The 26,785-nt window shown below is 72.6% G+C and carries 28 protein-coding genes; 15 read left to right on the top strand and 13 right to left on the bottom strand.

The window, feature by feature from the left end; genetic code table 11:
* Nucleotides 1–16: 16 nt before the first annotated feature.
* On the bottom strand, nt 17–421 hold the full coding sequence (locus ACFRIC_RS40740) for a PaaI family thioesterase (RefSeq protein WP_382796976.1): 405 nt from the start codon (nt 419–421) through the stop codon (nt 17–19).
* A 247-nt stretch (nt 422–668) separates the two neighbouring features.
* Between ACFRIC_RS40740 and ACFRIC_RS40735 the strand changes: the two genes are divergently transcribed.
* From ACFRIC_RS40735 to ACFRIC_RS40725, 3 genes are all read left to right on the top strand, one after another.
* A complete protein-coding gene (locus ACFRIC_RS40735; protein ID WP_382796974.1) occupies nt 669–2,531 on the top strand; it encodes a LamG-like jellyroll fold domain-containing protein in 1,863 nt (620 codons plus the stop codon).
* Nucleotides 2,532–2,669: 138 nt separating this feature from the next.
* Nucleotides 2,670–3,722 (top strand): NAD-dependent epimerase/dehydratase family protein, encoded by a 1,053-nt coding sequence (locus ACFRIC_RS40730; RefSeq protein ID WP_382796972.1) that lies wholly within the window; start codon nt 2,670–2,672, stop codon nt 3,720–3,722.
* 132 nt (nt 3,723–3,854) lie between these two features.
* Complete coding sequence (locus ACFRIC_RS40725) at nt 3,855–4,505, top strand: DedA family protein (protein WP_382796970.1); 651 nt, start codon at nt 3,855–3,857, stop codon at nt 4,503–4,505.
* A gap of 58 nt (nt 4,506–4,563) precedes the next feature.
* Here ACFRIC_RS40725 and ACFRIC_RS40720 read toward each other — a convergent pair whose 3' ends face one another.
* On the bottom strand, nt 4,564–5,094 hold the full coding sequence (locus ACFRIC_RS40720; RefSeq protein WP_382796968.1) for a gamma carbonic anhydrase family protein: 531 nt from the start codon (nt 5,092–5,094) through the stop codon (nt 4,564–4,566).
* Between the two features lie 142 nt (nt 5,095–5,236).
* Here ACFRIC_RS40720 and ACFRIC_RS40715 point away from each other — a divergent pair, with 142 nt between their 5' ends.
* A complete protein-coding gene (locus tag ACFRIC_RS40715) occupies nt 5,237–6,055 on the top strand; it encodes an acyltransferase (RefSeq protein ID WP_382796966.1) in 819 nt (272 codons plus the stop codon).
* Between the two features lie 30 nt (nt 6,056–6,085).
* On the opposite strand, the gene ACFRIC_RS40710 is transcribed toward ACFRIC_RS40715, so the two are convergent.
* The gene (locus tag ACFRIC_RS40710; RefSeq protein WP_382796964.1) at nt 6,086–6,943 is read right to left on the bottom strand and encodes an EamA family transporter; all 858 of its coding nucleotides are present in this window, start codon (nt 6,941–6,943) and stop codon (nt 6,086–6,088) included.
* Nucleotides 6,944–7,036: 93 nt separating this feature from the next.
* On the opposite strand from ACFRIC_RS40710, the gene ACFRIC_RS40705 reads away from it, so the two are divergent.
* Together ACFRIC_RS40705 and ACFRIC_RS40700 are read left to right on the top strand one after the other, a co-directional pair.
* Nucleotides 7,037–7,609, top strand: coding sequence for a helix-turn-helix domain-containing protein (locus ACFRIC_RS40705; protein WP_382796962.1), 573 nt, complete (start codon nt 7,037–7,039; stop codon nt 7,607–7,609).
* An 86-nt stretch (nt 7,610–7,695) separates the two neighbouring features.
* On the top strand, nt 7,696–8,256 hold the full coding sequence (locus tag ACFRIC_RS40700) for a YbaK/EbsC family protein (protein WP_382796960.1): 561 nt from the start codon (nt 7,696–7,698) through the stop codon (nt 8,254–8,256).
* A gap of 175 nt (nt 8,257–8,431) precedes the next feature.
* Here ACFRIC_RS40700 and ACFRIC_RS40695 read toward each other — a convergent pair whose 3' ends face one another.
* On the bottom strand, nt 8,432–9,484 hold the full coding sequence (locus ACFRIC_RS40695; RefSeq protein ID WP_382796958.1) for a cation diffusion facilitator family transporter: 1,053 nt from the start codon (nt 9,482–9,484) through the stop codon (nt 8,432–8,434).
* Nucleotides 9,485–9,545: 61 nt separating this feature from the next.
* Here ACFRIC_RS40695 and ACFRIC_RS40690 point away from each other — a divergent pair, with 61 nt between their 5' ends.
* Entirely contained in the window at nt 9,546–9,905 is a 360-nt protein-coding gene (locus tag ACFRIC_RS40690; protein ID WP_382796956.1) for an ArsR/SmtB family transcription factor, read from the top strand.
* A 21-nt stretch (nt 9,906–9,926) separates the two neighbouring features.
* Here the strand turns inward: ACFRIC_RS40690 and ppk2 are convergent, their stop codons facing one another.
* From ppk2 to ACFRIC_RS40660, 6 genes are all read right to left on the bottom strand, one after another.
* On the bottom strand, nt 9,927–10,853 hold the full coding sequence (gene ppk2, locus ACFRIC_RS40685) for a polyphosphate kinase 2 (protein ID WP_382796954.1): 927 nt from the start codon (nt 10,851–10,853) through the stop codon (nt 9,927–9,929).
* A 56-nt stretch (nt 10,854–10,909) separates the two neighbouring features.
* Entirely contained in the window at nt 10,910–11,143 is a 234-nt protein-coding gene (locus ACFRIC_RS40680; protein WP_382796953.1) for a hypothetical protein, read from the bottom strand.
* An 18-nt stretch (nt 11,144–11,161) separates the two neighbouring features.
* Nucleotides 11,162–12,316, bottom strand: a complete 1,155-nt coding sequence (locus ACFRIC_RS40675) for an anion permease (RefSeq protein ID WP_382796951.1) — start codon at nt 12,314–12,316, stop codon at nt 11,162–11,164.
* Nucleotides 12,317–12,527: 211 nt separating this feature from the next.
* Complete coding sequence (locus tag ACFRIC_RS40670) at nt 12,528–13,013, bottom strand: GNAT family N-acetyltransferase (RefSeq protein ID WP_382796949.1); 486 nt, start codon at nt 13,011–13,013, stop codon at nt 12,528–12,530.
* A gap of 50 nt (nt 13,014–13,063) precedes the next feature.
* The gene (locus ACFRIC_RS40665; protein WP_382796947.1) at nt 13,064–13,471 is read right to left on the bottom strand and encodes a CoA-binding protein; all 408 of its coding nucleotides are present in this window, start codon (nt 13,469–13,471) and stop codon (nt 13,064–13,066) included.
* 23 nt (nt 13,472–13,494) lie between these two features.
* The gene (locus ACFRIC_RS40660; RefSeq protein ID WP_382796945.1) at nt 13,495–14,376 is read right to left on the bottom strand and encodes an alpha/beta fold hydrolase; all 882 of its coding nucleotides are present in this window, start codon (nt 14,374–14,376) and stop codon (nt 13,495–13,497) included.
* Nucleotides 14,377–14,647: 271 nt separating this feature from the next.
* On the opposite strand from ACFRIC_RS40660, the gene ACFRIC_RS40655 reads away from it, so the two are divergent.
* The 5 genes from ACFRIC_RS40655 (at nt 14,648) to ACFRIC_RS40635 (ending at nt 21,234) form a co-directional block, all read left to right on the top strand.
* A complete protein-coding gene (locus ACFRIC_RS40655) occupies nt 14,648–15,424 on the top strand; it encodes a hypothetical protein (protein WP_382796943.1) in 777 nt (258 codons plus the stop codon).
* Complete coding sequence (locus ACFRIC_RS40650; protein ID WP_382796942.1) at nt 15,421–15,963, top strand: SixA phosphatase family protein; 543 nt, start codon at nt 15,421–15,423, stop codon at nt 15,961–15,963. The genes ACFRIC_RS40655 and ACFRIC_RS40650 overlap by 4 nt, the downstream gene beginning before the upstream one ends.
* A 319-nt stretch (nt 15,964–16,282) precedes the next feature.
* Nucleotides 16,283–16,909, top strand: a complete 627-nt coding sequence (locus ACFRIC_RS40645; RefSeq protein WP_382796940.1) for a YigZ family protein — start codon at nt 16,283–16,285, stop codon at nt 16,907–16,909.
* A gap of 109 nt (nt 16,910–17,018) precedes the next feature.
* Nucleotides 17,019–18,182: an exonuclease SbcCD subunit D gene (locus tag ACFRIC_RS40640; protein WP_382796939.1), complete on the top strand. Its 1,164-nt coding sequence runs from the start codon at nt 17,019–17,021 to the stop codon at nt 18,180–18,182.
* 55 nt (nt 18,183–18,237) lie between these two features.
* Nucleotides 18,238–21,234, top strand: coding sequence for an AAA family ATPase (locus ACFRIC_RS40635; protein ID WP_382796937.1), 2,997 nt, complete (start codon nt 18,238–18,240; stop codon nt 21,232–21,234).
* A 115-nt stretch (nt 21,235–21,349) separates the two neighbouring features.
* On the opposite strand, the gene ACFRIC_RS40630 is transcribed toward ACFRIC_RS40635, so the two are convergent.
* Nucleotides 21,350–21,796, bottom strand: a complete 447-nt coding sequence (locus ACFRIC_RS40630) for an Lrp/AsnC family transcriptional regulator (protein WP_328454876.1) — start codon at nt 21,794–21,796, stop codon at nt 21,350–21,352.
* A gap of 187 nt (nt 21,797–21,983) precedes the next feature.
* Between ACFRIC_RS40630 and ACFRIC_RS40625 the strand changes: the two genes are divergently transcribed.
* Entirely contained in the window at nt 21,984–22,502 is a 519-nt protein-coding gene (locus ACFRIC_RS40625; RefSeq protein ID WP_382796936.1) for a rhodanese-like domain-containing protein, read from the top strand.
* A 119-nt stretch (nt 22,503–22,621) separates the two neighbouring features.
* Nucleotides 22,622–23,137, top strand: a complete 516-nt coding sequence (locus ACFRIC_RS40620) for an immunity 21 family protein (RefSeq protein WP_382796935.1) — start codon at nt 22,622–22,624, stop codon at nt 23,135–23,137.
* A 91-nt stretch (nt 23,138–23,228) separates the two neighbouring features.
* Here the strand turns inward: ACFRIC_RS40620 and ACFRIC_RS40615 are convergent, their stop codons facing one another.
* Both ACFRIC_RS40615 and ACFRIC_RS40610 read right to left on the bottom strand, forming a co-directional pair.
* Nucleotides 23,229–24,920 (bottom strand): DUF885 domain-containing protein, encoded by a 1,692-nt coding sequence (locus ACFRIC_RS40615; RefSeq protein WP_382796933.1) that lies wholly within the window; start codon nt 24,918–24,920, stop codon nt 23,229–23,231.
* A 62-nt stretch (nt 24,921–24,982) separates the two neighbouring features.
* Entirely contained in the window at nt 24,983–25,489 is a 507-nt protein-coding gene (locus ACFRIC_RS40610) for an Lrp/AsnC family transcriptional regulator (RefSeq protein WP_382796931.1), read from the bottom strand.
* A gap of 60 nt (nt 25,490–25,549) precedes the next feature.
* On the opposite strand from ACFRIC_RS40610, the gene ACFRIC_RS40605 reads away from it, so the two are divergent.
* On the top strand, nt 25,550–26,761 hold the full coding sequence (locus ACFRIC_RS40605) for a trans-sulfuration enzyme family protein (RefSeq protein WP_382796929.1): 1,212 nt from the start codon (nt 25,550–25,552) through the stop codon (nt 26,759–26,761).
* Nucleotides 26,762–26,785 lie beyond the last annotated feature (24 nt).

The raw sequence follows: 26,785 nt of genomic DNA, 5'->3' as shown, positions 1-26,785 counted from the left end.
CGTGGCCGGGGCCACGTCAGTCGCGCGGCACTCGAAGGCTCACCGTCTGGGTGACCCGGGTGCAGAGCCGGTGCCCGTCGTCCTCGATGTCGCACTCCACGACCGCCGTGTCGCGTCCCACCCGCAGCACGCGGGCCTTCGCGTACGCGGCTCCCTCGCGCACCGGTCGCAGGAAGTGCGTGGTCGAGGTGGTGGTGGCCGGGATCGCGCCCGCGGGGCCGTTCAGCGCGGCGCACACCGCCGAGGCGACGTCGGCCAGGCCCATCAGCGCGCCCCCGTGCAACCCGCCTCCCGCGGTGGACAGTTCGGGCACGAAGTCGAGTTCGGCGTCCACTCCCTCCGCGGACAGGGCCGTGAAGCGAACGCCCAGGGTCCTGGCGTAGGGGGCCATCGCGTAGATGTCGTCTGCGGTCACGGTCACGGTCACATCGGGCTCCTTGTGGGAACGGCGGGACGCACGTCGGTGATCCTTTCTATTAACTCCCTTGCCATGAGCGGGTGTTCCGGCGGTGCGGACCAGGTGCGCGATCCGGCCGTTCCGTCGCGCCGGAGTGCCGGACGCCAATCGTGCGGCGAACACAACGCGTCGTTCAGCTCACTGCCATCGCTCGGCCATGGCCGGTCACCACCGTGCCCCGTGACACCGATCCAGCTCACCTGGAGGGCACATGGGCACGGCAGGACAGCAGAACGGGCCGGACAGACGGGCGTTGCTGCGCGCGGCGGTCGCCGTTCCGGCGGCCGGCGCGGCGACGGCAGCCTTCGAGACGGCCCCGGCGCGGGCCACGACCACGGGCGGGGGAGGCCGGTTCGACACCGAGAGCCCGCGCTTCGCGCTGGCCGTACTGCCCGACACGCAGTACCTCTTCGACGCCGACAGCGCGGACCCGGAGCCGCTGCGGGCGACGTTCCGCTACCTGGTGGCGGAGCGGGCCGAGGCCAACATCGCCTTCATGACACACCTGGGCGACGTCACCGAACACGGCACCGAGGACGAGATCGGACGAGCCGCCGACACGTTCCGCACCCTCCACGGCAAGGTCCCCTACAGCGTCCTGGCCGGCAACCACGACATCCCGTCGTCCACCGACGACCAGCGCGGGGACACCGCCTACCTGGCCGCGTTCGGCCCCGAGCGCTACGCCTCCATGCCCACCTTCCGCGGAGCCTCCCCCGACGGCTACAACAGCTACCACGTGCTGCGCGCCGCCGGCCGGGAGTGGCTGGTGCTCGCGCTGGACTGGCGGGTCTCGGACAAGGGGCTGCGCTGGGCCCAGGGTGTCCTGGACGCCCATCCGACCCTTCCCGCCGTCCTCACCACGCACGACATCGCCTGGTCGGACGACGACGGCAAGGCTCAGCTCTCCGACAACGGCGAACGCCTGTGGAACGGGCTCGTCCGCGGCAACGACCAGATCTTCCTCGCCCTCGGCGGCCACTACTGGCCGCCCGGGCGCACCGTCCTGACCAACGACGACGACAACGATGTCCACGTCCACATCACCAACTACCAGGACCGCTACTACGGCGGCGCCGGGATGATCCGCACCTACTCCTTCGACCTGGCCAGGGGCGTCATCGACGTCGAGACGTTCGCGCCGTGGTTCCTCGCCCGCGACCCGGAGAAGCGGACCCCGCTGGAGGCCGAGACGATCGAACTGACCGGCCCTGTCGACCGGTTCAGCCTGAGCGTCGACTTCGCCGAGCGTTTCCGGGGCTTCGCGCCCGTCGTCCCGCCGAGGCCGCGCCCCGCCTCCGCCGTGATGCCGCGCGGCACGGTGGCCTACTGGCGCTTCGACGAATCCGGGAGCGCGCCGGGTGCTTCCGTCGCGGACGGCACGGTCGTACGGGACCTCACGGGCCATGGCAACGACCTCGTCGTGAGCCGGCTGCACGCGAGCGGCCCGTCCGCCCTGACCTGGTCGGCGGACCATCACCCGGGCCAGCCCGCCCACGCCAGCCTCCGTTTCGACGGCGGCAAGAGCCCCGACCGCGGCGCCATCCTCACGACGCGGGCCGGGGCCGCCCTGAACAGCGCGAAGCTCACCCGGGGCTACACCATCGAGACGTTCATCAAACTGCCGGACCCCTTCGAGGGCGACCATGCCTGGATGGGCATCCTGAGCTGGGAGGGCCGCAACGGCGACGTGGGCAAGACGACCGGCTGGTCCCCGCTGGAGCCCACCTGCAGCCTCAATCTGTCGCCGGAGCGGTTCCTTCAGTTCGTCGTCTATCCGGAGCGGCAGGACGCCGACCCGACCTCGTGGAGCCACGCGCTCCCGGTGGGCCGCTGGACCCATGTCGCCGTCGTGAACGACGGCCGCCGCACCGTCCTCCACGTCGACGGCTCGAAGATCGCCCGCAACCCGGCACAGCCGTCCACCGGCATCGCGACGCTCGGCAAACCCTTCGTCATCGGTGCCACCCAGTTCGACGAGAGCTTCGGCCAGGGCTTCTACGGCTGGATCGGCGACACCCGAATCGTCGACCGCCCCCTGCCCGTGCGGGACTTCCTCAAGCCTCCTGCCTAGGGCCCGTCCGACAACACCCGTCCGACAAGGCCCCGAGCATCTGTTCCCTTCCGGCCGTCCATGCCCGACCCTGGCCTTCGGGCGGTGCGCGCACCGCCCGAAGGCCGGAGCGGTGTACCGGGACCGAGGAGTGCGAGCGTGGGTGTAGGCGGGCGGGGTGCCGTTCTGGTGACCGGGGGCAGCGGGTTCGTCGGAAGTCATCTGGTGCGGCGGCTGCTGGAACGGGGCTACCGCGTCCACACCACCGTACGGACGACCGCGAACACGGCGAAGGTGCTGCCGCTGCGGGAGATGCAGGAGGACTTTCCCGGCCGGCTCGAACTGTTCGAGGCGGATCTGCTGGCCGACGGGTCCTTCGACGCGGCGATGCGGGGCTGCCGCGTGGTCTTCCACGTGGCGTCGCCGTTCCTGATGCCGGAGAAGATCAAGGACGGCCGCCGGGACATGGTCGACCCTGCCCTGCTCGGCACCCGCAACGTGCTCGGCGGGGTGGAACGGACCCCGACGGTCGGCAAGGTCGTGCTCACCTCCACCGTCGGCGCCGTCTTCGGCGACTACATCGACGTCCGGAGCATGGACGGCGGCATCCTGTCGGAGAAGTACTTCAACACCACCAGCACGGTCGAGAACAACCCGTACCACTACGCGAAGACGCTCGCCGAGCGCGAGGCCTGGGCGGCCGAGGCGGCCCAGGACCGCTGGCGCCTGGTGTCCGTCAATCCCGGTCTGATCCTCGGCCCGTTGCTCACCCCCGCCTCACAGTCCGGCAGCCTGTTCCTGCTGGACGAACTCTTCAAGGGCTACTTCTTCTACGGCGCTCCCGATTTCAGCTTCACCACGGCGGACGTCCGCGAGGTGGCGGACGCGCACATCGCGGCCGCGGAACACGACGGCGCCAAGGGCCGCTACATCGTCGCGGCCGAGACGATGACGTCCTTCCACGACATGGCGCGCGTCATCCGCGCCCGGTACCCCCGGTCCCTCCGGCTGCCCCGCACAGCGCTCCCGCACTGGCCGGTCCGCGTCCTCGGCCCGGCGTTCGGACTGACCCAGGACTACATCCGCAAACACCTCGGCATCCGGTTCCCCGTGGACAACAGCCGCAGCGTGCGGGAACTGGGGATCACCTACCGCCCGGTCGAGGAGACCCTGCTCGACCACTACGAGAGCTGGAGGCACCGCAGGACGTGACGAGTCCCACGTCCGAGCTGCGGTTCAGGGCGACCAGGTAGGCTTCCCGGCAGCGCTGAGGGGAAGCGCACCTCGGTGATCATGCGAAACGCGGTCGCCCGGTCAGGTACACCGAAACGGGAGGAACCGGCGTTGCACGTCCAGGACTGGCTCGAGACGGTGCCGGCGGTCAGTATCTACGCGCTCGTGGCCCTGGTCATCGGCCTGGAGAGCCTGGGCATCCCGTTGCCCGGTGAGATCGTCCTGGTCTCGGCGGCGCTGCTCTCCTCGCAGCACGACGGCATCAACCCCGTGATCCTCGGCGTCTGCGCGAGCCTCGGGGCGATCATCGGCGACTCCATCGGCTACGCCATCGGCCGCAAGGGCGGGCGCCCGCTGCTCGCCTGGCTGGGCGCGAAGTTCCCCAGACACTTCGGCGAGGCGCATGTCGCCACGGCCGAGCGCTCCTTCCAGAAGTGGGGCATGTGGGCCGTCTTCTTCGGCCGCTTCATCGCCCTGCTGCGCATCTTCGCGGGCCCGCTGGCCGGTGTGCTGCGGATGCCCTACTGGAAGTTCCTGATCGCCAACGTCCTCGGCGGCGTGATCTGGGCCGGCGGCACCACCGCCGTCATCTACTACGTGGGTGTCGTGGCCGAGTCCTGGCTGAAGCGCTTCTCGTACCTCGGCCTGGTCGCCGCGGTGCTCGTCGGTGTCGCCTCGATGCTGATCGTCCGCCGCAAGGCCAAGAAGGCGGCGGCGGAGCACAGCGCGGCGGAGACGGAACCCGTCCCCGCCGCCGAGTAGCGCGGCCGCCCGCACGGTCCCGCGGGCGCGACGCGCGGCCGCTCCGGGCGGCACGGATCTACTCGTGGATCTCGCGGTGCGCCTTCGCCAGTTCCACGTAGAAGACGCCGTTCAGGGACAGACCCTCGCGCTCCTCGTCGGTCAGCGGGCGCTTGACCTTCGCCGGGACACCCGCGACGAGCGAGCCCGGCGGGACCCGCATCCCCTGCGGCACCAGCGCCTGCGCGGCCACCAGCGAGCCGGCCCCGATCACGGCGCCGTTGAGCACCGTCGCCCCCATGCCGATCAGACAGTCGTCCTCCACGGTGGCGCCGTGCAGGACGGCGTTGTGCCCGACGGAGACCCGTTCCCCGACGGTGATGGGGAAACCGGGGTCGACATGCAGACTGCAGTTGTCCTGCACGTTGCTGCCGGCGCCGATGACGATCGGGCCGCAGTCGGCGCGCAGCACCGCGCCGTACCAGACGCTCGCGCCCGCCCCCAGCGTGACGTCCCCGATGACCACGGAGGTGGGGGAGACGAACGCCTCCGGGTCCACCCGCGGATCCTTGCCGCCGATCCCCTTGATCAGCGCCTGATGCGTCGTCACCGTGTCACCGTCTCGTCGTCTCGTGGTCGGGCCTTCTCCGTACACGGGCACCGTATGTCATGGCCCCCGCGTACCTCCGGTGGGGCGAAGATCACAGCCGTGTGGCCACGTCCGCGTGGTCCGCGCTGAGTACCGTGAGCGGGTGTCCAGGAGCAAGAACACGTTCTCATCATGGCGGCGACGCCTCGCGCAGCGGGCCGTCCACGCGGGCTGGGCCTGGATGCGGCGCGCCGGTACGGTCTCGGCCGAGCAGCCGGGCCGCTTCCGTTTCGGCGCCATCGGGGAGAACACCCGACTGGCCTTCCCGCTGGGCACGGTGTTCGGCGAACCCTGGATCCACCTCGGCTCGTACTGCATCGTCGCCGAGCAGGTCACGCTGACCGCGGGCCTGATGCCCGACCTGGACCTCGGCCCCGACCCGATCCTGCGCATCGGGGACGGCGTGGTGCTCGGCCGCGGCAGCCACGTCATCGCCGACACGACCGTCACGATCGGCAACGACTGCTACTTCGGGCCCTATGTGTACGTGACGTCCACGAACCACTCGTACGACGATCCGCACGAGCCCATCGGCAAGCAGTGGCCGCGGATGGAGCCCGTGGAGATCGGGCCCGGCTGCTGGATCGGGACCAACGCGGTGATCCTGCCCGGCGCGCGGATCGGCCGGAACGTCGTGGTCGCCGCGGGTGCGGTGGTGCGCGGTTCGGTGCCGGACCACTCCGTCGTCGCCGGAGCCCCCGCCAAGGTCGTCCGGCGGTGGGACCCCGTCGCCGGATGGCAGCCGCCGCTGCGCACACCGCCGCCGGTGCCGATTCCCGACGGGGTCACCCCCGAGCAGTTGCAGGCGCTCTCGGAGCTGGACGAGGAGACGATCGCCCGGCTCGCCGAGCTCGACCTCGACCCGCTGGACGCGGCCGAGGACGTCCACGCGCCGTCGGGGGACGTCCGCGCGGAGTCCTGACCGCGGAGCGGCCGGTTCGGTGGATCCGGCTCAGCCGGTCGCCAGCAGCACCGTGCCGACCAGGGCCAGCGCGGCACCGGTGGCCTGCACCCCGCGCAGCCGCTCCCTGAGGACACCGCGCGCGGCCAGGGCCGTGACCACCGGGTAGAGCGAGGCCAGGACGGCGGCGACGGTGACCGGGCCGTGCTGGGCGGCGACCGAGTACGTGCCGTTGGCCGCGACGTCGGCCAGGCCCACGAAGGCGAGCGCGGGCAGCGAGGCCCAGGGGAAGCCGCCCTCGGGAAGGGTGGCGCCGCCGCGCCGGACGGAGACGGCCAGGGCCGCGCCGCCGGTGACGACATTGGTCACGCGCTGCACGAACAGCGCCAGGAAGAGCCCCGTGACCGACGACGAGGCCTCCGCGATCAGCGCGAACACCGTGCCGAAGCCGGCGGCCGCGATCAGCGTCAGCAGGATCGCCTGCCGCTGCACCGGCGCGCCCCGGAGCTGGGGCCCGCCCGCGAGGACGACACCCGCGACGGCGACTGCGATGCCCGCGATCTGGATCAGTCCGGGGCGCTCCCCGAGGAACAGGCCGACACCGATGGGGACGGCCACGGCCAGGGAGCCGAGCGGCGAGACCACGCCCATCGGTCCGAGGGCCAGCGCCTTGTAGAAGGAGAGCAGCGCGACCGGGCCCACCAGACCGGCGGCGACCGCGAACCACAGCTCCGGTCCCGCGGCGCTCCAGCCTCCGGTGGCCAGCACGATCGCGCCGAGGACCACTGCCGCGATCGACTGGGAGGCGACGACCACCGTCAGCGCGGGTGTGCGCCGGGTGAGCAGACCTCCGCCGAAGTCGGCCAGGCCCCACAGGAGGCTGGTGGCCAGGGCGAAGAGTGCTGTCACGGGGGGCCTCGCAGTACAGTTCGGTGAACGATCAGGTGCATCACACGATAGTTCACCTGATTGAACTCTGTCATTCAAAATATTGGACGGAATGTGTCGGATCTCGAGCTGCTGACTCAATCCCTGGCGCGCAACGTGAAGCGCTGGCGCACCGAGCGCGGCTTCACCCTGGAGGCGCTCGCCGCTCGCGCCGGAGTCAGCCGCGGCATGCTCATCCAGATCGAGCAGGCCAGGACCAATCCCAGCCTGGGTACCGTCGTCAAGATCGGTGACGCGCTCGGCGTCAGCATCACCACCCTCCTCGACTACGAGCAGGGGCCCCGGGTCCGGATCGTCCCCGCCGAGCAGGCCGTCCGCCTGTGGCACACCGACTCGGGCAGCTACAACCGGCTGCTGGCCGGCACCGAGGCGCCCGGCCCGCTGGAGATGTGGGACTGGCGGCTCATGCCGGGCGACGGCAGCCCTTCCGACCCGCACCCCGCCGGCACCGTCGAACTCGTGCACGTCATCTCGGGCGACCTGACCCTGAGCGTCGACGGCGTCGACCACCACGTCCCCGAGGGGGCGAGCGCGTCGTTCGAGGCCGACACCCCCCACACGTACGCCAACCGGGGCGAGATCCCGGTCGAGATGGTCATGGCCGTGTCCGTCCCGCTCGTGCACTGAGGCCCGGCGCAACCCGGTCGGGGCCTGGCGGGCCGGCCCCGGCGGCCTCCCGCCGGGCGGGTCCGCGGGACTGTTAGCGTGCCGTCATGCGCGCACCCATCGGACAGTTCGAAGACGCCTCCCCGGCCTCCGACCGCCTCGACGAGCTCGTCGGCCCCGTCGCCGACGCCGTGCGCGGGTGGCGCGGCGGCACCCCCGCGGAGCAGATCGTCTACGTCGAGACGAATCCCGAGTGGGCCGACACCGCCGTCTTCGTCGAGCACTACGGCAAGGAACTGCTCGACACGTCCGCCAACTGCGTGGTCGTCGCGGGCAAGCGGGGCGGCGAGACCACACTGGCCGCGTGTCTCGTCCTGTCCGCCACCCGTGTCGACGTCAACGGTGTCGTACGCCGTCAACTGGGCGCCCGGAAGGCCTCGTTCGCCCCGATGGACCTCGCGACCGGCGAGACCGGCATGGAGTACGGCGGCATCACCCCCGTCGGACTCCCGGCCGACTGGCCGGTGTTGATCGACCCGGCCGTGGTGGAACTGCCGTACGTGCTGGTGGGCAGCGGCCGCCGGCGCGGCAAACTCCTGGTACCGGGCAAGGCGTTCGCCGAACTGCCGAACGCCGTGGTGCTGGAGGGACTGGGCATCGCCGGATGACGCGCGTCCGGTCGTGAGGCGTGCCCGTCCGGCGGGGCCGCTGTGCGCCGTCGGCGAAGTGGGGTCTCCGCCGGGTACGGGGACGGCCGACTCCCGTCGGTCCGAGTGATCCAGGTGTCATGCGGCTGGTGTCGTCCCCGTACCCATGCCGACGCGGCCGAGCGGCGTCGTTCGTTCAGGCCGCGCCGTGGTGGGCCAGCGTCCGGTGCGGATCCGCTTCGCCCGGCGCCCGGGCCGGATCGGCGTGGACCAGGGCGGCGGTCAGCCTCGGTACGGCGTGCAGCAGGGCGTGTTCGGCGTTCACGGCGATGTCGTGGGCGTGACGTACGGTCGCCTCGCCGTCCACCACGACCGCCACCTCGGCGCGCAGCCTGTGCCCGATCCAGCGCAGCCGCAGTTCCCCCACGTCGCGCACGCCTTCGACCCGCCGCAGCGCCTGCTCGGCCCGGTCCACCAACTCGGGCTCCACGGCGTCCATCACGCGCCGGAACACCTCCCTGGCGGCGTCGCGCAGCACCAGCAGGATCGCGGCGGTGATCGCCAATCCGACCAGCGGGTCGGCGAGTTGCCATCCGAGGGCCGCGCCGCCCGCTCCCACCAGCACGGCGAGTGAGGTGAATCCGTCCGTACGGGCGTGGAGCCCGTCCGCGACCAGGGCAGCCGAGCCGATCTCGCGCCCGACACGGATGCGGTACCGGGCGACCCACTCGTTGCCCGCGAAGCCGATGAGCGCCGCGACCGCGACCGCCGGGAGGTGCCGCACGGGCTGCGGGTCGAGCAGCCGGCCGACCGCCGCCCAGGCCGCGAAGGCGCCGGAGGCCGCGATCGTCAGGACGATGACGATGCCCGCCAGGTCCTCCGCCCTCCCGTAGCCGTAGGTGAAGCGCCGGGTCGCCGCTCGGCGGCCCAGTGTGAAGGCGACTCCGAGTGGCAGGGCGGTCAGTGCGTCGGCCGCGTTGTGCACGGTGTCGCCGAGCAGCGCCACCGACGCCGACAGGACGACAACGGCCGCCTGTGCCAGCGCCGTTGTGCCGAGGACGGCCAGGGAGACCCACAGCGCCCGCATGCCCCGGGCCGACGCCTCCAGCGCGGAGTCGAGCTTGTCGGCCGTCTCGTGGGAGTGCGGAGTGAGCAGATGGCGCAACCGGCCCCCGCGCCCGTCCCCGTGACGGTGATCGTGGCCGTCGTGGCTGTCGTGCGCGTGGTGATGGCCGTGCCGGTCGTTCACGTGTGTCCCCTTCCGTGCGCGGGAGTGGACGCGCCGGCGTCCACGAGGCCATTATGTGCGTATGAGCGCACGCATGCACCTATCACCTGCGCACGATACGCACCCGCGCACGCCCGGCGAGGAGCAGTTCACGCTCGCGGCCGAGATCCTCGCCCTCCTCGCCGATCGCACCCGCCTCACGCTGCTGCACGCCCTGACCGGCGGGGAAGCCGATGTCACGACGCTGACGGAGAAGTGCGGAGCGGCCCGTCCGGCCGTCAGCCAGCACCTGGCCCGGCTCCGTCTCGCCGGGCTCGTGAACACGAGGAAGGAAGGGCGCCGGGTGGTCTACTCGCTCGGAGACGGTCATCTGCGCCGGGTGGTCGACGAGGCGCTGAACCTGGCCGACCACCGGCTCTCCGACCGCCCGGCGCACGACTGAGGCCGGGCGCGGGCGACGCTGTCAGCGACTGAGCGTGCCGTCGTTCGTGACCGAGCGGTCGTCGGCGAAGGGGCCGTCGTCCTCGCCCTCCTCCAGCAGGGTCGCCGCCGCGCCCACGATGCTCGGGTCGGGGCTGCCGACGACCTCCGCGTCCTTGTCGGCGTAGGCGAAGCGGGCCAGGACGCTGCGCATGGCCTCGACGCGGGCCCGCTTCTTGTCGTTGCTCTTCACCACGGTCCAGGGCGCCTGCGCGGTGTCCGTCTCGCGGAACATCGCGACCTTGGCCGCCGTGTAGTCGTCCCAGCGGTCGAGCGAGGCCAGGTCCATGGGGCTCAGTTTCCACTGCCGTACGGGGTCGACCTGACGGATCGTGAAGCGGGTGCGCTGCTCACTCTGCGAGACGGAGAACCAGAACTTGATCAGGTCCACTCCGTCGTCGACGAGCATCCGCTCGAAGGCGGGCGCCTGCCGCATGAAGCGCCGGTACTCGTCGTCGGTGCAGAAGCCCATCACCCGCTCCACGCCCGCCCGGTTGTACCAGGACCGGTCGAACATCACGATCTCGCCCGCGGTCGGCAGATGCTCGACGTACCGCTGGAAGTACCACTGCCCGCGCTCCCGCTCGGTCGGCTTCTCCAGCGCCACCACACGGGCGCCGCGCGGGTTGAGATGCTCGGTGAACCGCTTGATCGTGCCGCCCTTGCCCGCCGCGTCGCGCCCCTCGAAGACGACGACGAGCCGTCGGCCGGTCTCCTTGATCCAGCTCTGCAGCTTCAGCAGTTCGATCTGCTGGAGCCGCTTGTGCCACTCGTACTCCTTGCGCTCCATCCGTTGCGGGTACGGGTAGTTCTCCCGCCAGGTGTCCACCGGGCTGCCGTCCGGCCGGATCAGAACCGGGTCGTCGTGGTCGGTGTAGTCCACCCGCATCCCTGCCAGCAGTTCCGTCATCCGGTCCTCCTCTGCCCGTGGTCCGATTGTCCGCCGATCACGTTGTTCCCGCCGTTTCAGTGGAATTGCGGAACGATCAGATGGATTCCGTACGCCACCACGGCCGCGCAGCCGAGGAAGCAGAGCGTGGCCTGGGCGAAGCCCAGGGTGTCGCCGCCGGTGCCGTCGTCCCGCGCGGCCTCGACGCGGGCGAGGCCCAGCACGCCGAGCGCGAAGACGACGACCGTCGCGACGGTGACCCCGAGGCTCACCGCGGCGACCTCGCCGAGCGCGGTCCAGTCGAGATGCATCCGGGAACCCTCCTTGGCTCAGGCGGCCGTGCCGACACCGGCCGGCGCGGCCGTACGGACGGCGACCGTGTGGTGGTCGTTCACGTTCGAGGCGTGGACGGGGTTGCGGCGCGAGGCGGCGACGATGGCGGAGGCGACGGCCACCGCGACGAGGGCGATGACCACGGTGCCGACGGTCCCGCCGTGCTTCACCACGCTCGCGGACACACCGCCGACCAGTGCGGCGGCCGGCAGCGTGACCAGCCAGGCGACCGCCATCCTGCCCGCGGTCCCCCAGCGCACCTCGGCAAGTTTCCTGCCCAGTCCGGCGCCGAGGATGCCCCCCGAGCAGACCTGCGTCGTGGAGAGCGCGAACCCCAGGTGGGCGGAGGTGAGGATCACCGTCGTGGAGGCGGCCTCGGCGGCGAAGCCCTGCGGCGACCGGATGTCGGTGAGCCCCTTGCCCATGGTCCGGATGATCCGCCAGCCGCCCAGGTAGGTGCCGAGTCCGATGGCGAGTCCCGCCGAGGCGATGACCCACACCGGCGGACCGGCGTCATGGCCGAGCGCGCCCGCCGAGATCAGCGTGAGCGTGATGACGCCCATCGTCTTCTGCGCGTCGTTCGTGCCGTGCGCCAGCGACACCAGGGAGGCCGAGGCGATCTGCCCGAGCCGGAACCCCCTGGTCACCGACTTCTCGCGGGCGCGGGCGGTGAGCCGGTACGCGAGGTAGGTGGCCATCAGCGCGGCGACCCCCGCCACGAGCGGCGAGGCCACCGCCGGGATCAGGATCTTCTCGGCCACCTTGTCGAAGTGGACACCGTTCTCGCCCGCGCCGACCCACACGGCGCCGACGAGTCCGCCGAACAGGGCGTGCGAGGAACTGGAGGGAAGCCCGAACAGCCAGGTCAGCAGGTTCCACAGGATCGCCCCGACGAGACCCGCGAAGATCATGCCGGGGGTGACGAGCGTGTCGTCGACGATCCCGCCGGAGATCGTCTTGGCGACCTCGGTGGACAGGAACGCACCGCCCACGTTCAGGACGCCGCTGATGAGGACCGCTGTCCGCGGTTTGAGGGCCCCGGTCGCGATGGACGTGGCCATCGCGTTCGCCGTGTCGTGGAATCCGTTGGTGAAATCGAAGGCCAGAGCCGTGACGATGACGACCGCCACGAGGAACGTGATGTGGTCCATCCCTCGATGGAAGCAATCCGAGGCGTACGGAGGGAGAACCGGAGAAGAAGGCGACGCGAGTCGGAGTCGAGATGCCCGCACATCGGCCCTCGCGACCTCAACATCGGCGCACTGAGCAGGGTTTGACGCGCCATCAAGAGGGGCCGGACTGGCTGCCGTCCTGCTGGGCGGGCCGTGGGGGCGGGCCGCCGTCCCTGGTTCGCGGCGGTGGTCAGTCCTGTCTCAGGTCGACCCATTCCGCGGTCTCGCCGGGGAGGACGTAGCGCTCGATCTCCGAGAATCCGTGGCGGCGGGCGAAGCGCAGGCCGTCCTCGTTGGAGGCGAGGACCACGGTCTCGATGACCTTGGCCCCCATCGAGCGGGCCTGTTCCAGCCCGCGCGCGTACAGCTCCGCGCCGAAACCCCGCCCGCGGTGTTCGGCCAGGACGCGCGCGATGACGGTCGCCGTCGCGCTGTCGCCGGTGGGTGGACGCACCGTCGTACAGCCCACGAGGACGTCACCGAGGTAGGCGACCTCCAGGCGGTAGCGCCGGGCGCGCTCGCGCACCTCGTCGAGCGACATCGCGGCGGGCGGGACGATCACGTTGTGGACGTGCTGCCAGTCCGCGAGGCGGGTCTCGTCGGTCGGCGCTTCGACGCGAAGGGTGGTGGGCACCCGAGCAGGAAACCGGTGCGGGCCGCACGGCGTCAACTGCATTGACCCAGGCGGCCGTCGGGCCGCTCCTGCCGGTGCGGCCCCCGTCGGCGTCAGCCCAGGCGCGGGATCTCGATGGCCGGGCAGCGGTCCATCACCATGTCCAGCCCCGCGGCACGTGCCCGCTCGTACGCGGCCTCGTCGATCACGTCGAGCTGGAACCAGACGGCCTTGGCGCCGACGGTGACGGCCTCGTCCGCGATCGGCCCGGCGAGGTCGCTGTTCACGAAGACGTCGACGACATCGACCTCGAAGGGGATGTCCGCGAGGGAGGCGTACCCCTGCTCCCCGTGGACGGTCTCGGCCTTCGGGTGCACGGGCACGATCCGCTTGCCGTAGCGCTGGAGGACGTCCGCGACTCCGTGGGCCGCGCGGCGCCGGTTCGACGACAGCCCGACGATCGCCCAGGTGTCGCCCGTCTCGGTCAGGATCCTGCGGATCGTCTCTGAGTCGCCGTACACGCTCGGCCTCCAGGGGGAATCGGTCAGAGTCTGCCACTGTCGTCAACAGTGAGCGGGGCGCGCTGATTCCGCCCGTCGTGCGTTCGCAGATGGTCGAGGAGCAGACGGTTCAACGTCTCGGGTGCCTCCTCCGGGATCCAGTGGCCGAGGTCCGGCAGGATCTCGAAGCGGTACGGCCCGTCGACCCAGCGCGCCGTCTCCCGCGCGGGGCCCGGCCCGAACGCGGTGTCCCCGGTGCTCCAGACGTACAGCGTGGGCACCTCGACGACGCCGATCTCGCCGTCGGGGCGGCCGGACCGGTACCAGTTCAGCGCCGCGGTCATGGCGCCCGACCGGGTCAGATGCCGGACGTAGGCGTCGGCGCTGGCCCGCGGGATCTTGTCCCCGTACAGCGAGCGGAGCAGCCGGGCGTCGTCGGCCAGCATGCGGTTCTCGGTCGCGGGCGCGTCGCGCCAGTCCTTCATGTACTGGGAGCGGGCGCGCTGGTCGTCGTCCGAGCGCAGGGCCTCGGCGAGGGCGCCCGGATGCGGGGTGGAGACGACCGTCAGGGTGCGTACGCGGTCCGGATGGCCGACGGCGGTCCACCAGGCCACCGCGCCGCCCCAGTCGTGTCCGACCAGGTCGAACGTCGGCCAGCCCAGTTCCTCGGTGATCGCGAGGACGTCCGCGACCAGGACACCGATGCGATAGTCCTCGGCCCGCTCCGGGCGCACCCCGGGGGAGTAGCCGCGCTGGTCCGGCGCCACGACGCGGTGGCCCTCGGCCGCCAGCGCCGCGATCTGCCGCCGCCAGGCCAGACCCGTCTGCGGGAAACCGTGCAGCAGCAGTACCGGGCGACCGTCGGGCGGACCCGCCGCGACGGCGTCGAAGACACCGGCGGCGGTGGAGATGCTGATCCCGTTCACGACCCACTCCTTGATACCGACTGGTCGGTCAGCTTTCCGGCGACGGAAGCGGATTGTCAAGGCCGCGTCCGCGTCCGGTGCGACGAACGTCCGGCCGCGGTCCTCGAACCCGAACGGACCGTACGGCAGACGCTGTTCAGGGCGGTGGCCGCCCCGTCGGCCGGCATCGCGGGCCCCACTCCGGTGGCGGGCAGGGGCGGGCGCGCGGGCGCGTGTCCGGAACGGCCCCCACCTCCCCGCACCCGTCCGCGCGTCCGCCTAGGCTCACCCCGTGCTCCGTATCCTCGACGCCCGAACGGGCGAACCCGTCGACGCAGCCCTCGCCCGCCGCGGCCTCGTCCGCGTCCACGCGCGCCCGCCCGGGTCGGGCGTCACGAGCCTGCGCGTGCTCCTGGTCGCCGACGTCCTGATGCGGGCCCTGGAGATCGGCGGCAACCCGGCCTGGGCGACGCTGACCTCGGCGCCGGAACCGGCGGAGGCGGGGGACCGGACGGACCCCGCACGCCCGGATGCCACCTGGGGTGAGGCGGGGCTCCGGGCACGCGCCGCCGAACTGGGGATCCGGCCGTTCGAGGAGCACCGGGACACGGAACCGGGACCGGCGGCGGCGCGGACCATCGACGTGGTCGCGCAGGGGGCCGAGGCGGCGGAAGGGCCCCGGGTCGAGGTCGCGCCGGTCGACGCCGGACAGGGGTCCACCATCGCACCCGGGGATCCCACCGCGCTGCGGCTGGCGCTGCTCGCGCGGCGGCGGGACCTGCCGCTGAGCCTCGACGCCGAGGCGCTCACGGAGGCCGCGGACACGCTCGCGCGCTGGCGTGCCGCGGTCGCCGGATGGGCGAAGCGGCCCTCCAAGCCGATCCCCGAGGACGTGCGCCTGCGGTTGCGCGCCGCCTGGGAGGACGACCTGGACGTGCCCGCCGTGCTGGACGTCCTGCGGTCGGTGGAGACCTCCGGCATCCCGGAGGGCGCCCGGTTCGAGACGTACGCGCACGCCGACCGGCTGCTCGGCCTCGAACTCACCCGCGAGATCGGGTCGTCGCTGTGACCGTCCGCGCGGCCAGCGGGCCGAGGCGAAGACTCGTCGTCCTGCGGCACGCCAAATCCGCCTGGCCCGACGGGGTGCCCGACCACGAGCGGCCGCTCGCCACACGCGGCCGTCGTGACGCCCCCGCCGCCGGGCGCGCCCTGGCGGAGGCCGACCTGCTGCCGGACCTCGCACTGTGCTCGACCGCCGTACGCGCCCGGGAGACCTGGGAGTTGGCCGCACGGGAGTGGGGCACCCCGCCGTCCGTCCTGCTCGACGGGCGGCTGTACGGGGCGGACGTACCGGAGTTGCTCGAAGCCGTCCGCGAAGTCCCCGAACACGTACGGACCCTGCTGCTGATCGGACACAACCCGGGGCTCGAGGAACTGGTCCTCGAACTGGCCGGGGACGGCATCGACGACACACTGGACCGGGTCCGCTGGAAGTTCCCGACCTCGGCCGTCGCGGTCCTGGCCTGGTACGGCGGCTCCTGGGGCGAACTCGGCACCGGGGACGCGCTGTTGACGGACGTGGTCGTGCCGAGGGGGAAGAAGGAGTGACCCTCGACCGGGACGCGCCACGGCGCCCGACCGCGGGCCGGGACGCGTGCCGCGCCATGGGCGCGGTCGGTGTGTGACCCGGGGCGGCCTGCGCGGCCTGCCTGCGTCGCGCGGGCCCCGCACCCCGCGCGCCGAGGCGTGGTGATCGTCGGGCCCGGTTTGCCGTCCCGGCCTCCGGTCGTGGGGCGGGCTGTGCGGCATGGGGTCGTCCTCGCCCCGGCCTTCCGGGCGCCCGCGCGCGGCAGGGGATCGCCGCCTCGCGCGGGGGCGCCGTCCCGGCCCGTGCGGCGCGCCCGCGCGCAGCGCATACGCTGGCGTGATGCAGGACGAGTACCGCACAGTCGCCCACGCCGGCGTGCACGAGACCGAGGTCAACCGCTCCCGGTTCCTGTGCGCCCTCGCCCCGGCCGCCACCGAGCGGGAGGCCCAGGACTTCATCGCCGCCGTGAGGAAGGAACACACGGACGCCACGCACAACTGCTTCGCGTACGTCATCGGGGCCGACGGCGCCGTGCAGAAGGCGAGCGACGACGGCGAACCGGGCGGCACCGCGGGTGTCCCCATGCTCCAGATGCTGCTGCGCCGTGACATGCGCTACGTCGTGGCCGTCGTCACCCGCTACTACGGCGGGGTCAAGCTGGGCGCCGGCGGACTGATCAGGGCGTACGGCGGCTCGGTGGGCGAGGCGCTGGACGCGCTGGGCACGATCACCCGCCGCCGCTTCCGGCTGGCCACGGTGACCGTCGACCATCAGCGGGCCGGCAAGGTGCAGAACGATCTGCGCTCGACCGGCCGCGAGGTACGTGATGTGCGTTACGGCGAGGCCGTCGCCATCGAGATCGGGCTGCCGGACGCCGATGTGGAGTCCTTCCGGGCCTGGTTGGCCGACGCGACCGCGGGGACGGCCGGCTTCGAGCTGGGCGGGGAGGCCTACGGGGACGCCTGATAATTCGGTCAATTGTGAATGAATGGGGGCGCTGTGGCCTCGGTCGGGGTGGGCCGATACGGGAGTAACCGCCCGTGATGTCAGACCCGGCCGTTACCCTTCGGGGATCATGAGGCTCCTGCACACTTCCGACTGGCATCTGGGCCGGGCGTTCCACCGGGTGAACATGCTCGACGCCCAGTCCCGCTTCATCGGCCATCTCGTCACCACCGCGCGCGAGCGCGAGGTCGACGCGGTGGTCGTCTCGGGAGACGTGTACGACCGTGCCGTGCCGCCCCTGGCCGCGGTCCAGCTCTTCGACGACGCCCTGCACCGCCTGGCCGACCTCGGTGTGCCCACGGTGATGATCTCGGGGAACCACGACTCGGCACGCCGCCTCGGCGTCGGCGCCGGACTCATCGGCCGAGCGGGCGTCCATCTGCGCACCGACCCCGCCGGGTGCGGCACCCCGGTGGTGCTCGCCGACGCCCACGGGGACGTCGCCTTCTACGGTCTGCCCTACCTCGAACCCGCCCTGGTGAAGGACGAGTTCGCGGTGGAGAAGGCGGGCCACGAGAGCGTGCTCGCGGCCGCCATGGCCCGCGTGCGCGCCGACCTCGCCGGCCGCGCGCCGGGCACCCGCTCCGTCGTCCTCGCCCACGCCTTCGTCACCGGCGGCGAGGTGAGCGACAGCGAACGGGACATCACCGTCGGCGGTGTCGCCTCCGTGCCCGCCGGAGTCTTCGACGGAGTCGACTACACGGCGCTCGGCCATCTGCACGGCAGCCAGACCATCACCGAACGCGTCCGCTACTCGGGGTCCCCGCTGCCGTACTCCTTCTCGGAGGCCGACCACCGCAAGACCATGTGGCTCGTGGACCTCGGCCCCGACGGCTCCGTGGAAGCCGAGCGGATCGACTGCCCGGTGCCCCGCCCGCTCGCGCGTCTTCGCGGACACCTGGAGGACCTGCTCGCCGACCCGGCGCTGGAGCGGCACGCGGACGCCTGGGTCGAGGCGACCCTCACCGACCCGGTGCGGCCCGCCGACCCCATGGCCCGACTGGCCGAGCGGTTCCCGCACACGCTGAGCCTCGTCTTCGACCCCGAACGCTCCCCGCAGGCCCCGGGCGTCTCCTACGCCCGCCGGATCGCGGGCCGCAGCGAGGAGCAGATCGCCGAGGACTTCGTGGCCCATGTGCGCGGCGTGGGTCCCGACGCCCGCGAACAGACCGTGCTCCGGGACGCGTTCGACGCCGTCCGGGCCGACGAGACCGTACGGGAGACCGCCCGGTGACCGCACGTCCGCAGCACACCCAGAGGGCCACCCGCCCGGAGACCGAGGGAGACCGATGAGGCTGCACCGCCTGGACATCACCGCCTTCGGCCCGTTCGGCGGCGCCCAGAGCGTCGACTTCGACGACCTCTCCGCCGCCGGGCTCTTCCTGCTGCACGGTCCCACGGGCGCGGGCAAGACCTCCGTCCTCGACGCCGTCTGCTACGCCCTGTACGGAGCGGTTCCCGGCGCCCGGCAGAGCGGCCAGGGCCTCGGCCTGCGCAGCGACCACGCGTCGCCCGAGATCCGCACCGAGATCCGCCTCGAACTCAGCGTCGCCGGACGCCGGCTGGAAGTCACCCGGCAGCCGCCATGGGAGCGCCCCAAGCTGCGCGGCAAGGGCATGACGACCGAGAAGGCCCAGAGCTGGCTGCGCGAGTACGACTCCACCGCCGGCTCCTGGAAGGACCTCAGCCGCTCCCACCAGGAGATCGGCGAGGAGATCACCCAGCTCCTCGGCATGAGCCGCGAGCAGTTCTGCCAGGTCGTGCTGCTGCCCCAGGGCGACTTCGCGCGCTTCCTGCGCGCCGACGCCGAGGCCCGCGGCAAACTGCTCGGCAGACTCTTCGACACCCACCGCTTCGCCGAGGTCGAGAAGCGCCTCGCCGAGCGGCGCCGCGCCGCCGAGGCCGAAGTACGGTCGGCGGACACCGCGTTGCTGGCCGACGCGCACCGCATGCAGCAGGCGGCCGGACGCGTCGTCGAGGAACCGCTGCCCGACCTCACCCCCGGCGACCCGGGCCTCGCCGAGTCGGTGCTCGCCTGGGCCGCGGTCGCCCGCAGCACCGCGCGCGAGGCGCTGACCGTCGCCCGATGCGCCCGAGGGTCCGCCGAGTCGGCCCAGGCCGCGGCCGACCGTGTGCTCGACGACGTACGCGAAGTGGACCGGCTGCAACGCCGGTTCACCGAGGCGCAGGAACGGGCCGCGCGACTCGAGCAGCGCGCCGACGCCCACCACGCCGACCGGACCCGCATGGAACGGGCCCGCAAGGCCGAGGCCGTGGCCCCCGCGCTCGACCTGCGCGACGCCGCCGAGGCGGAGCACCGCCGTGCCGCCGCCGAGGAGACCCGCGCGCGTGCCGCCCTGCCCGAGACGTTCGCCGGTGCCGGAGCACCCGGTCTCGCGACCGCCGCGCGCAAGGCCGCCGAGGAACTGGGCGGCCTGGAATCGGCCCGCCGCGCCGAGCGACGCCTCGGCGAACTCGGCGCGGAGCGCGCCTCCTTGGACCGCCAGGAACGCGCCGACGACGAAGTCCTCCAGGACGCCGAGAGCTGGCTCGCCGACTGGGACGAGACCCGCGCGGGCGTCGAGGCGCGGGTCGACTCCGCGCAGGAGGCCGCGGCACGCGCCGAACAGCTCGCCGTCCAGCGCGAACCGGCCGTCAGGCGGCTCTCCGCGGCCCGGCTGCGCGACGAACTGGCGCGGGACACCGAAGCCGCCCACGCCCGGAGCCTGGCCGCGCGCGAGCGGGCCACGCAGGCGCACGCCCACTGGCTCGACCTGAAGGAACAGCGGCTCCAGGGCATCGCCGCCGAACTTGCCGCCGGTCTGGTCGACGGCGAGTCCTGCTCCGTGTGCGGTGCCACCGAACACCCGGCACCCGCCCGCAAGGTCGACGGCCATGTCGACCGTGAGACGGAGGAGCTGGCTCTCGCCGCCTACCGAAGCGCCGACGAACAGCGCGCCGAGGCCGAGCGCCGCCTCGGCGTCGTCCGCGAGGCGCTGGCCGCCGCGACCGCCGAGGCGGGCGACGCGTCGACCCGGCAACTCGAGGAGCAGGCCGAGGAATGGGAGCGCCTGCACACCGAGGCCCGGACCGTGGCCTCCGGGCTGCACGCCGCGCGCGAGGCCCGCGAGCAGGCCGAGCGGGAACACGAACGACGGCTGACCGTCCAGCAGGAGGCCGCCCGCCGCGTCGCCGCGCGGGCCTCGCACCGCGATTCCCTCGACCGCGAGAAGGCTTCGCTGGAAGGGGAGTTGGAGCAGGCGCGCGGCGCGGCCGGGAGCGTGTCCGAGCGGGCCACGCAGTTGGAGCGGCAGGTCGCGCTGCTCACCGAGGCCGCGGACGGCGTCCGGGCCGCGGAGGACATCGCGCGGCGCCTGAAGGACGCCGACGCGCGTCTCGCCGACGCCGCCTTCCGTGCCGGTTTCGACACCCCGCAGGCGGCGGCCGCCGCGATGCTCGACGACGTGGCCCACCGTGATCTGCAACGGCGGCTCGACGCCTGGCAGTTGGAGGAGTCCTCGGTCCGTGCCGTGCTCGCCGAGGCGGACACCACGGCCGCCGCGCGGCGCCCTCCCGTCGACCTGCCGGCCGCCGAGCAGGCGGCCGAGTCCGCCGCCCGACGCCTGCGGGACACCGCGTCGGCGCAGGACGCGGCGGCCCGGCGCTGCACCGAGCTCGACGCGCTTTCCACCCGGGCGACCGCGGGAGCCCGCCGGCTCGCCCCGCTGCGCGAGGAGTACGAACGCGTGGCCCGCCTCGCCGGTCTCGCGGCCGGCACCTCGGCGGACAACGAACGCAGGATGCGTCTGGAGGCCTACGTCCTCGCCGCCCGGCTGGAGCAGGTCGCCGCCGCGGCGACCGTCCGGCTCCAGCGGATGTCCTCGGGGCGCTACACCCTGGTGCACTCCGACGACCGGGCGGGCCGCGGGCGCAGCGGGCTCGGACTGCACGTCGTGGACGCCTGGACCGGACGCGAGCGTGACACGGCGACGCTCTCCGGCGGCGAGACCTTCTTCGCCTCCCTCGCCCTCGCCCTCGGTCTCGCGGACGTGGTCACCGACGAGGCCGGCGGGGTGCGGCTGGACACGCTCTTCATCGACGAGGGCTTCGGCAGCCTCGACGACCAGACCCTGGACGAGGTGCTCGACGTCCTCGACTCGCTGCGGGAACGCGACCGCAGCGTCGGCATCGTCAGCCACGTCGGCGACCTGCGCCGCCGCATCCACGCCCAGCTCGAGGTGGTGAAGGGCAGAACGGGATCGGTCGTGCGGCAGCGGGGCGCTTGACCGTCCGTCTCCGGCGCTGCGCCCTTCCCGGGCCGTCACCGTTCCGGGGCCGTGGCTGTGCCGGCCGCGACCGGAGCGGTCCAGGGCCGGGCAGACGCGAATGGTCGGACAGGCCCTAGTGGCCCAGCGGCCGGCGTGGCAAGGGTGAGGAGTAGACGACGCTCGTCGTCACCGACCCGAGCGTGCCGATCTTGCCCGACACCGTCTCCAGATGCCCCATCGACCGGGCGGCGACCTTGATGACGAAGCAGTCGTCGCCCGTGACGTGGTGTGCCTCCAGGATCTCGGGCGTGACCTCGACGAGATCGTGGAACGGCTTGTAGTTGCCGTTCGGATATCTGAGCCGGACGAACGCCAGGATCGGCAGCCCCAGGCTCTCGGGGTCGACGACGGCCGCGTACCCCTGGATGACACCCGCCTCCTCCAGGCGGCGCACCCGCTCGGTGACCGCGCTCGCGGACATGGAGACGGCCCGGGCCAGCTCGGCGAAACTGGCCCGGCCCTCCCGCTGGAGGACGTCGAGGATGCGCCAGTCGGTGGCGTCCGGGGAATACGCGGTCATCCCTGATGAATACCAGGAGAATCCCCGGCCGATCAATGGCACAGCCGTGGATCGTCACTTCAGGACGCGGCCCGGTCACCGTAGATTTCTGGTCGGGAAGTCCCGCGGGGTGAGGTGCGGAGGAAGCACCGGGGTGGCAAGGGCGGCATCCGTCCGGCGGGGCCACGTTCACGAAAGGGGCCAGGCCATGACAGCGACTGCCGAAGGCGTCACGAAGAACACGGTGACCGGCTCCACGCCGACGACGAACGCCGTCCTGCGGGTGCCGCCGGCGTCCCCGGCCGCGGCCGCCGCCTACTTCGGCGCGAGCCTAGCGTTCCACGCGGACGTGTCCGACGTGGCGGCGGCCCTCGCGGCCGGCGGCGACCCCGGGTTCGTCGTCCTCGACTCCCGCTCCACCGCGTCCTGGGACCAGGGCCACGTGCCCGGCGCGGTCCACCTGCCCACGGCGCTCATCCCCGAGCAGGCCGAACGGCTTCTGGACAAGTCGGTGCCGGTCGTCACCTACTGCTGGGGACCCGGATGCAACGGCGCGACCCGCGCGGCCCTCGCCCTCGCGGAACTCGGCTTCCACGTCAAGGAGATGCTGGGCGGCTTCGAGTACTGGGCGCGCGAGGGCTTCGAGTTCGAGACCTGGAAGGGCCTCGAGCGCCGCGCCGAGGACCCGTTGACCGCGCCCGTGGACGCGGAGGACTGCGGCTGCTGACCGCGCGGAACGGGGGCCGGACCGGCGTTTTCGGCCCCCGTGTCCCGCCGGTGTCCGGATTCCGTTTCCCGGGGCCGCATGCTCTATGGGGGCGGACGCGTGCCGTGTAACTTCTGCGCATGCCAAGATACGCGGACCCCGGTGCGGTCCAGTGGGTGGAGTCGGGCGGCGGACCCCTCATAGTGATTCCGGAGACGGTGCTCCCGTTCTGGTCCGGGGCCGACGGCGACGACCTGTCCTGCGACTACGACCGGGCCTGTGACGTCGACGGGTTCATCGGCCTCCTGCCCGTGGGCGACACCAGGGCCCTGGTCCTCGGCGACGATCCCGCCTCGACCGCCTACCTCCCCGAACACGGCGCCTTCGTCCGCTGGTGCGCCGCCGATTCCGAGGACGAACTGCTCGCCGTCGTCCCGGCCGCACTGGCGCAGGCCCGCTGGGAGCGGGAGGTGGAGTGGACGGTGCCCGGCCCCGTCGTCCTGTTCGACGCCGCCTGGCCCGGCACCGCCTCCGGAAGCACGGATCACCTGAGGGTGATGCTCGAACCGGGCCGGTACGGGGTCCGCGCGGCCCGCGTCGAACCGGGCCCCGAGACGTGGGTCGGACTCGTACAACTGCGTCGATTGACGCCCTGACGCCCTGACGCCCTGACGCCCCGACGTCCTGATTCCGAGGCCGTGCCGCTGATGCGCGCGGCGGCCGGGAGGCGGCCGCCGCGCGGGGCCGTCAGAGCCGGGAGAGCTCGTCCACCAGGTCGTCCAGACCCAGGGAACCCTGGGACAGGGCGGCCATGTGCCAGGCCTTGGCGTCGAACGCGTCACCGTGGCGCTTCTTCGCGTTCTCACGGCCCAGCAGCCAGGCACGCTCGCCGAGCTTGTAGCCGATGGCCTGGCCGGGCATCGTGAGGTAGCGGGTCAGCTCGCTCTCCACGAAGTCGGCCGGCCGGCTGCTGTGCGCGCCGAAGAACTCCTGCGCCAGGTCCGGAGTCCACCGCTCGCCCGGGTGGAAGGGGGAGTCGGCGGGGATCTCCAGCTCCAGATGCATGCCGATGTCGACGATGACCCGGGCCGCCCGCATCATCTGCGCGTCGAGGTAGCCGAGCCGCTGCTCCGCGTCGGTCAGGAAGCCGAGCTCGTCCATCAGCCGCTCCGCGTAGAGCGCCCAGCCCTCGCAGTTGGCGCTGACCTGGCCGACGGTGGCCTGGTAGCGGGAGAGGTCGTCGACGACGTACGCCCACTGCGCGAGCTGGAGGTGATGGCCGGGCACCCCCTCGTGGTACCAGGTCGAGACGAGATCGTAGACGGGGAAGCGGGTCTGCCCCATGGTGGGCAGCCAGGTGCGGCCCGGCCGCGAGAAGTCCTGCGAAGGAGCGGTGTAGTACGGGGCCGCCGCACCGCCGGGCGGCGCGATGCGGGACTCCACCTTCCGTACCGGCTCGGCGAGTTCGAAGTGCGTGCCGTCCAGGGCGGTGATCGCCTCGTCCATCAGCCCCTGGAGCCACTGCTGGACCTCGTCGACGCCCTCGATGTGCCGACCGTGCTCGTCCAGGTGGGCGAGCGCGACCCAGGGGGTCGCCGCGCCGGGCAGGATCTTCTCGGCCTCGGTCCGCATCTCGGCCAGGAGACGGTGGTACTCGGCCCAGCCGTACGCGTACGCCTCGTCGAGGTCGAGATCCGTACCGTTGAAGTAGCGCGCCAGCCGGGCGTACCGCTCCTGGCCCACGGTGTCCGGCGCGCCCTCGATCGTCGGCGCGTACACGTCGCGCATCCAGTCCCGCAGGGCGATCACGGCCTCGGTCGCGGTACGCGCCGCCGCGTCCAGCTCCTCGCGCGCGGAAGCCGGGCCCGCCGAGACGAAGTCCTCGAACCAGCCGAGGCCCGCTCCGTCCGTGTCCGACCACTCCGTGAGCTGTTCGATGAACGTCGCCGTCGGCCGCGGTCCCGCGTACAGCTTGCGGTCGAGCCCCAGCGCGAGGGACTCCCGGTAGCCGGCGAGGGCGTCCGGTACCGCGCGCAGCCGCTCCGCGACCGTGGCCCAGTCCTCGTCCGTCTCCGTCGGCGTCAGGGTGAAGACCTGCCGGACCGAGTGCACCGGTGTGTGCAGATTGCCGACCGCCCGCAGGCCCTCGCCGGCCTCGTGGACGGCGAGCGCCGCGGTGAGCCGCTCACGCAGCAGCCGGGCGCACCGGCGCTCGATGTCACGGTCCGCGCCCGGCCGCCCCTCCGCCTCCTCCAGCCGTGCGAGGGTCACCCGCGCGAGCTCGGCCACGGCCTCCTGGCCGGCGGGCGAGTTGTCGGGGAGCCTGCCGTGGCTCTCCTTCACACCGAGATAGGTACCGAGAACCGGGTCGAGGGCGATGAGCTCGTCGACGTACGCGTCGGCGACCTCGCGGGGCAGCGGGTTCTTCGTCTCTGACATGCGCACATACTCATACGGGCACGGGTGCCGCGTCAGCCCGCTGTTCCGGGCTTCTCATCGCATCAGCCGGATTTGGCCGGGGACGATGTGCCCGGCGCGGCCGGCGGCAGCAGAGGGCCGCAGTCCCACTGCTGGAATATCAGCCGCGTCTCGACCCGTGCCACCTCACGCTGCGAGGTGAACTCGTCGAGCACCAGCCGTTGCAGGTCCGCCATGTCCGCGACCGCGACATGCACCAGGTAGTCGTCGGGGCCGGTCAGGTGGTAGACGGTCCGCGACTCCGGCAGCACACGGATCCGGTCGACGAAGGGCCCCACCAGTTCCCTGCGGTGCGGCCGGACCTGTACGGACAGCAGCGCCTCCAGACCCCGTCCGAGCTTCGCCGGGTCGAGCCGTAGCTGATGGCCGAGAATGACTCCCGCCCGGCGCAGCCGGGTCACCCGGTCCAGACACGTCGACGGCGCGACGCCGACCTGGGCCGCGAGATCGCGGTAGGTCGTCCGTGCGTCGTTCTGCAGCAGCCGCAGCAGATGAAGATCCACCGGATCGAGTACGACAGAATCGGCCATGGCGCGAACGTAACACGGGATGCACACCCGAAGGCCCGCCCGGTGTTCAGGCTTCGGCGCATGGACTCCGTTGTGTACGACACGCAGGGCGCGCAGGACGCGCAGGACGGCCTGAGCGGAAGCGGCCAGATCGTCGCGGCTCCGGCCAGGGCACTCGCCACGGAAGCCGTGCACGCCGGCCGGGAGGATCTGGCGGCCCTGGGGCTGCACGCGGCCCCGATCGACCTGTCCACCACGTACCCCTCGTACGACAGCCGCGGCGAGGCCGCCCGCATCGACGCGTTCGCGGCCGACGGCGCCGAACCCGAGGGCCCGCCCGTCTACGCCCGCCTCGGCAATCCGACCGTCGCCCGCTTCGAGACCGCCCTGGCCCGCCTCGAGGGCACCGAGAGCGCGGTCGCCTTCGCCAGCGGCATGGCCGCGCTGAGCGCCGTCCTCCTCGTACGCAACGCGATGGGCCTGCGCCATGTCGTCGCCGTCCGTCCGCTGTACGGCTGCAGCGACCACCTCCTGACGGCCGGGCTGCTCGGCACCGAGGTCACCTGGGTCGACCCGGCCGGGATCGCCGACGCGCTGCGGCCCGACACCGGTCTCGTGATGGTCGAGTCCCCGGCCAACCCGACGCTCGCCGAACTCGATCTCCGGGCCGTGGCGCACGCCTGCGGGACCGTCCCGCTCCTTGCCGACAACACCTTCGCCACCCCTGTGCTGCAACGCCCCGTCGAGCAGGGCGCGCGACTCGTTCTGCACAGCGCCACCAAGTACCTCGGCGGCCACGGGGACGTGATGGCCGGGGTGGTCGCGTGCGACGAGGAGTTCGCGCGCAAGCTGCGCCAGGTGCGGTTCGCGACCGGAGGCGTGCTGCATCCGCTGGCCGGCTATCTGCTGCTGCGCGGCCTGTCGACGCTGCCCGTCCGGGTCCGGGCGGCCTCCGCGAACGCCGCGGAACTCGCCCGCCGCCTCGCCGGTGATCCGCGCGTCGCCCGCGTCCACTACCCGCGCATCGGCGGAGCCATGATCGCCTTCGAGGTGCACGGCGACCCGCACGGCGTCATCGCCGGGGTCCGGCTGATCACTCCGGCCGTGAGCCTGGGCAGCGTCGACAGCCTCATCCAGCACCCGGCCTCCATAAGCCACCGCATCGTCCCCACGGCGGACCGCCACGACTCCGGCGTCAGCGACCGTCTGCTGCGCATGTCGGTGGGCCTGGAGGACGTGGACGACCTGTGGTCCGACCTGGACTCGGCCCTGGGGTCACGCGCCGGGGAATGAGACCGGGGGAACGGGGGGAGGGAG

This window comes from Streptomyces sp. NPDC056738 (genome assembly GCF_042790435.1).
Classification (GTDB): domain Bacteria; phylum Actinomycetota; class Actinomycetes; order Streptomycetales; family Streptomycetaceae; genus Streptomyces.
Note: the sequence above shows the minus strand (reverse complement) of the source record. Positions and strands in the feature narration are given on the sequence as shown.

Bases quoted from the DNA above. Each gene is read 5' to 3' on its own strand.
- ACFRIC_RS40675 (WP_382796951.1), bottom strand. From the start codon at position 12,316: ATGGACCACATCACGTTCCTCGTGGCGGTCGTCATCGTCACGGCTCTG.
- ACFRIC_RS40700 (WP_382796960.1), top strand. From the start codon at position 7,696: ATGCGCGCACCCATCGGACAGTTCGAAGACGCCTCCCCGGCCTCCGAC.
- ACFRIC_RS40735 (WP_382796974.1), top strand. From the start codon at position 669: ATGGGCACGGCAGGACAGCAGAACGGGCCGGACAGACGGGCGTTGCTG.
- ACFRIC_RS40690 (WP_382796956.1), top strand. From the start codon at position 9,546: ATGAGCGCACGCATGCACCTATCACCTGCGCACGATACGCACCCGCGC.
- ACFRIC_RS40635 (WP_382796937.1), top strand. From the start codon at position 18,238: ATGAGGCTGCACCGCCTGGACATCACCGCCTTCGGCCCGTTCGGCGGC.
- ACFRIC_RS40640 (WP_382796939.1), top strand. From the start codon at position 17,019: ATGAGGCTCCTGCACACTTCCGACTGGCATCTGGGCCGGGCGTTCCAC.
- ACFRIC_RS40620 (WP_382796935.1), top strand. From the start codon at position 22,622: ATGCCAAGATACGCGGACCCCGGTGCGGTCCAGTGGGTGGAGTCGGGC.
- ACFRIC_RS40670 (WP_382796949.1), bottom strand. From the start codon at position 13,013: ATGCAGTTGACGCCGTGCGGCCCGCACCGGTTTCCTGCTCGGGTGCCC.
- ACFRIC_RS40645 (WP_382796940.1), top strand. From the start codon at position 16,283: ATGCAGGACGAGTACCGCACAGTCGCCCACGCCGGCGTGCACGAGACC.
- ACFRIC_RS40625 (WP_382796936.1), top strand. From the start codon at position 21,984: ATGACAGCGACTGCCGAAGGCGTCACGAAGAACACGGTGACCGGCTCC.
- ACFRIC_RS40680 (WP_382796953.1), bottom strand. From the start codon at position 11,143: ATGCATCTCGACTGGACCGCGCTCGGCGAGGTCGCCGCGGTGAGCCTC.
- ppk2 (WP_382796954.1), bottom strand. From the start codon at position 10,853: ATGACGGAACTGCTGGCAGGGATGCGGGTGGACTACACCGACCACGAC.
- ACFRIC_RS40630 (WP_328454876.1), bottom strand. From the start codon at position 21,796: ATGACCGCGTATTCCCCGGACGCCACCGACTGGCGCATCCTCGACGTC.
- ACFRIC_RS40605 (WP_382796929.1), top strand. From the start codon at position 25,550: ATGGACTCCGTTGTGTACGACACGCAGGGCGCGCAGGACGCGCAGGAC.
- ACFRIC_RS40610 (WP_382796931.1), bottom strand. From the start codon at position 25,489: ATGGCCGATTCTGTCGTACTCGATCCGGTGGATCTTCATCTGCTGCGG.
- ACFRIC_RS40615 (WP_382796933.1), bottom strand. From the start codon at position 24,920: ATGTCAGAGACGAAGAACCCGCTGCCCCGCGAGGTCGCCGACGCGTAC.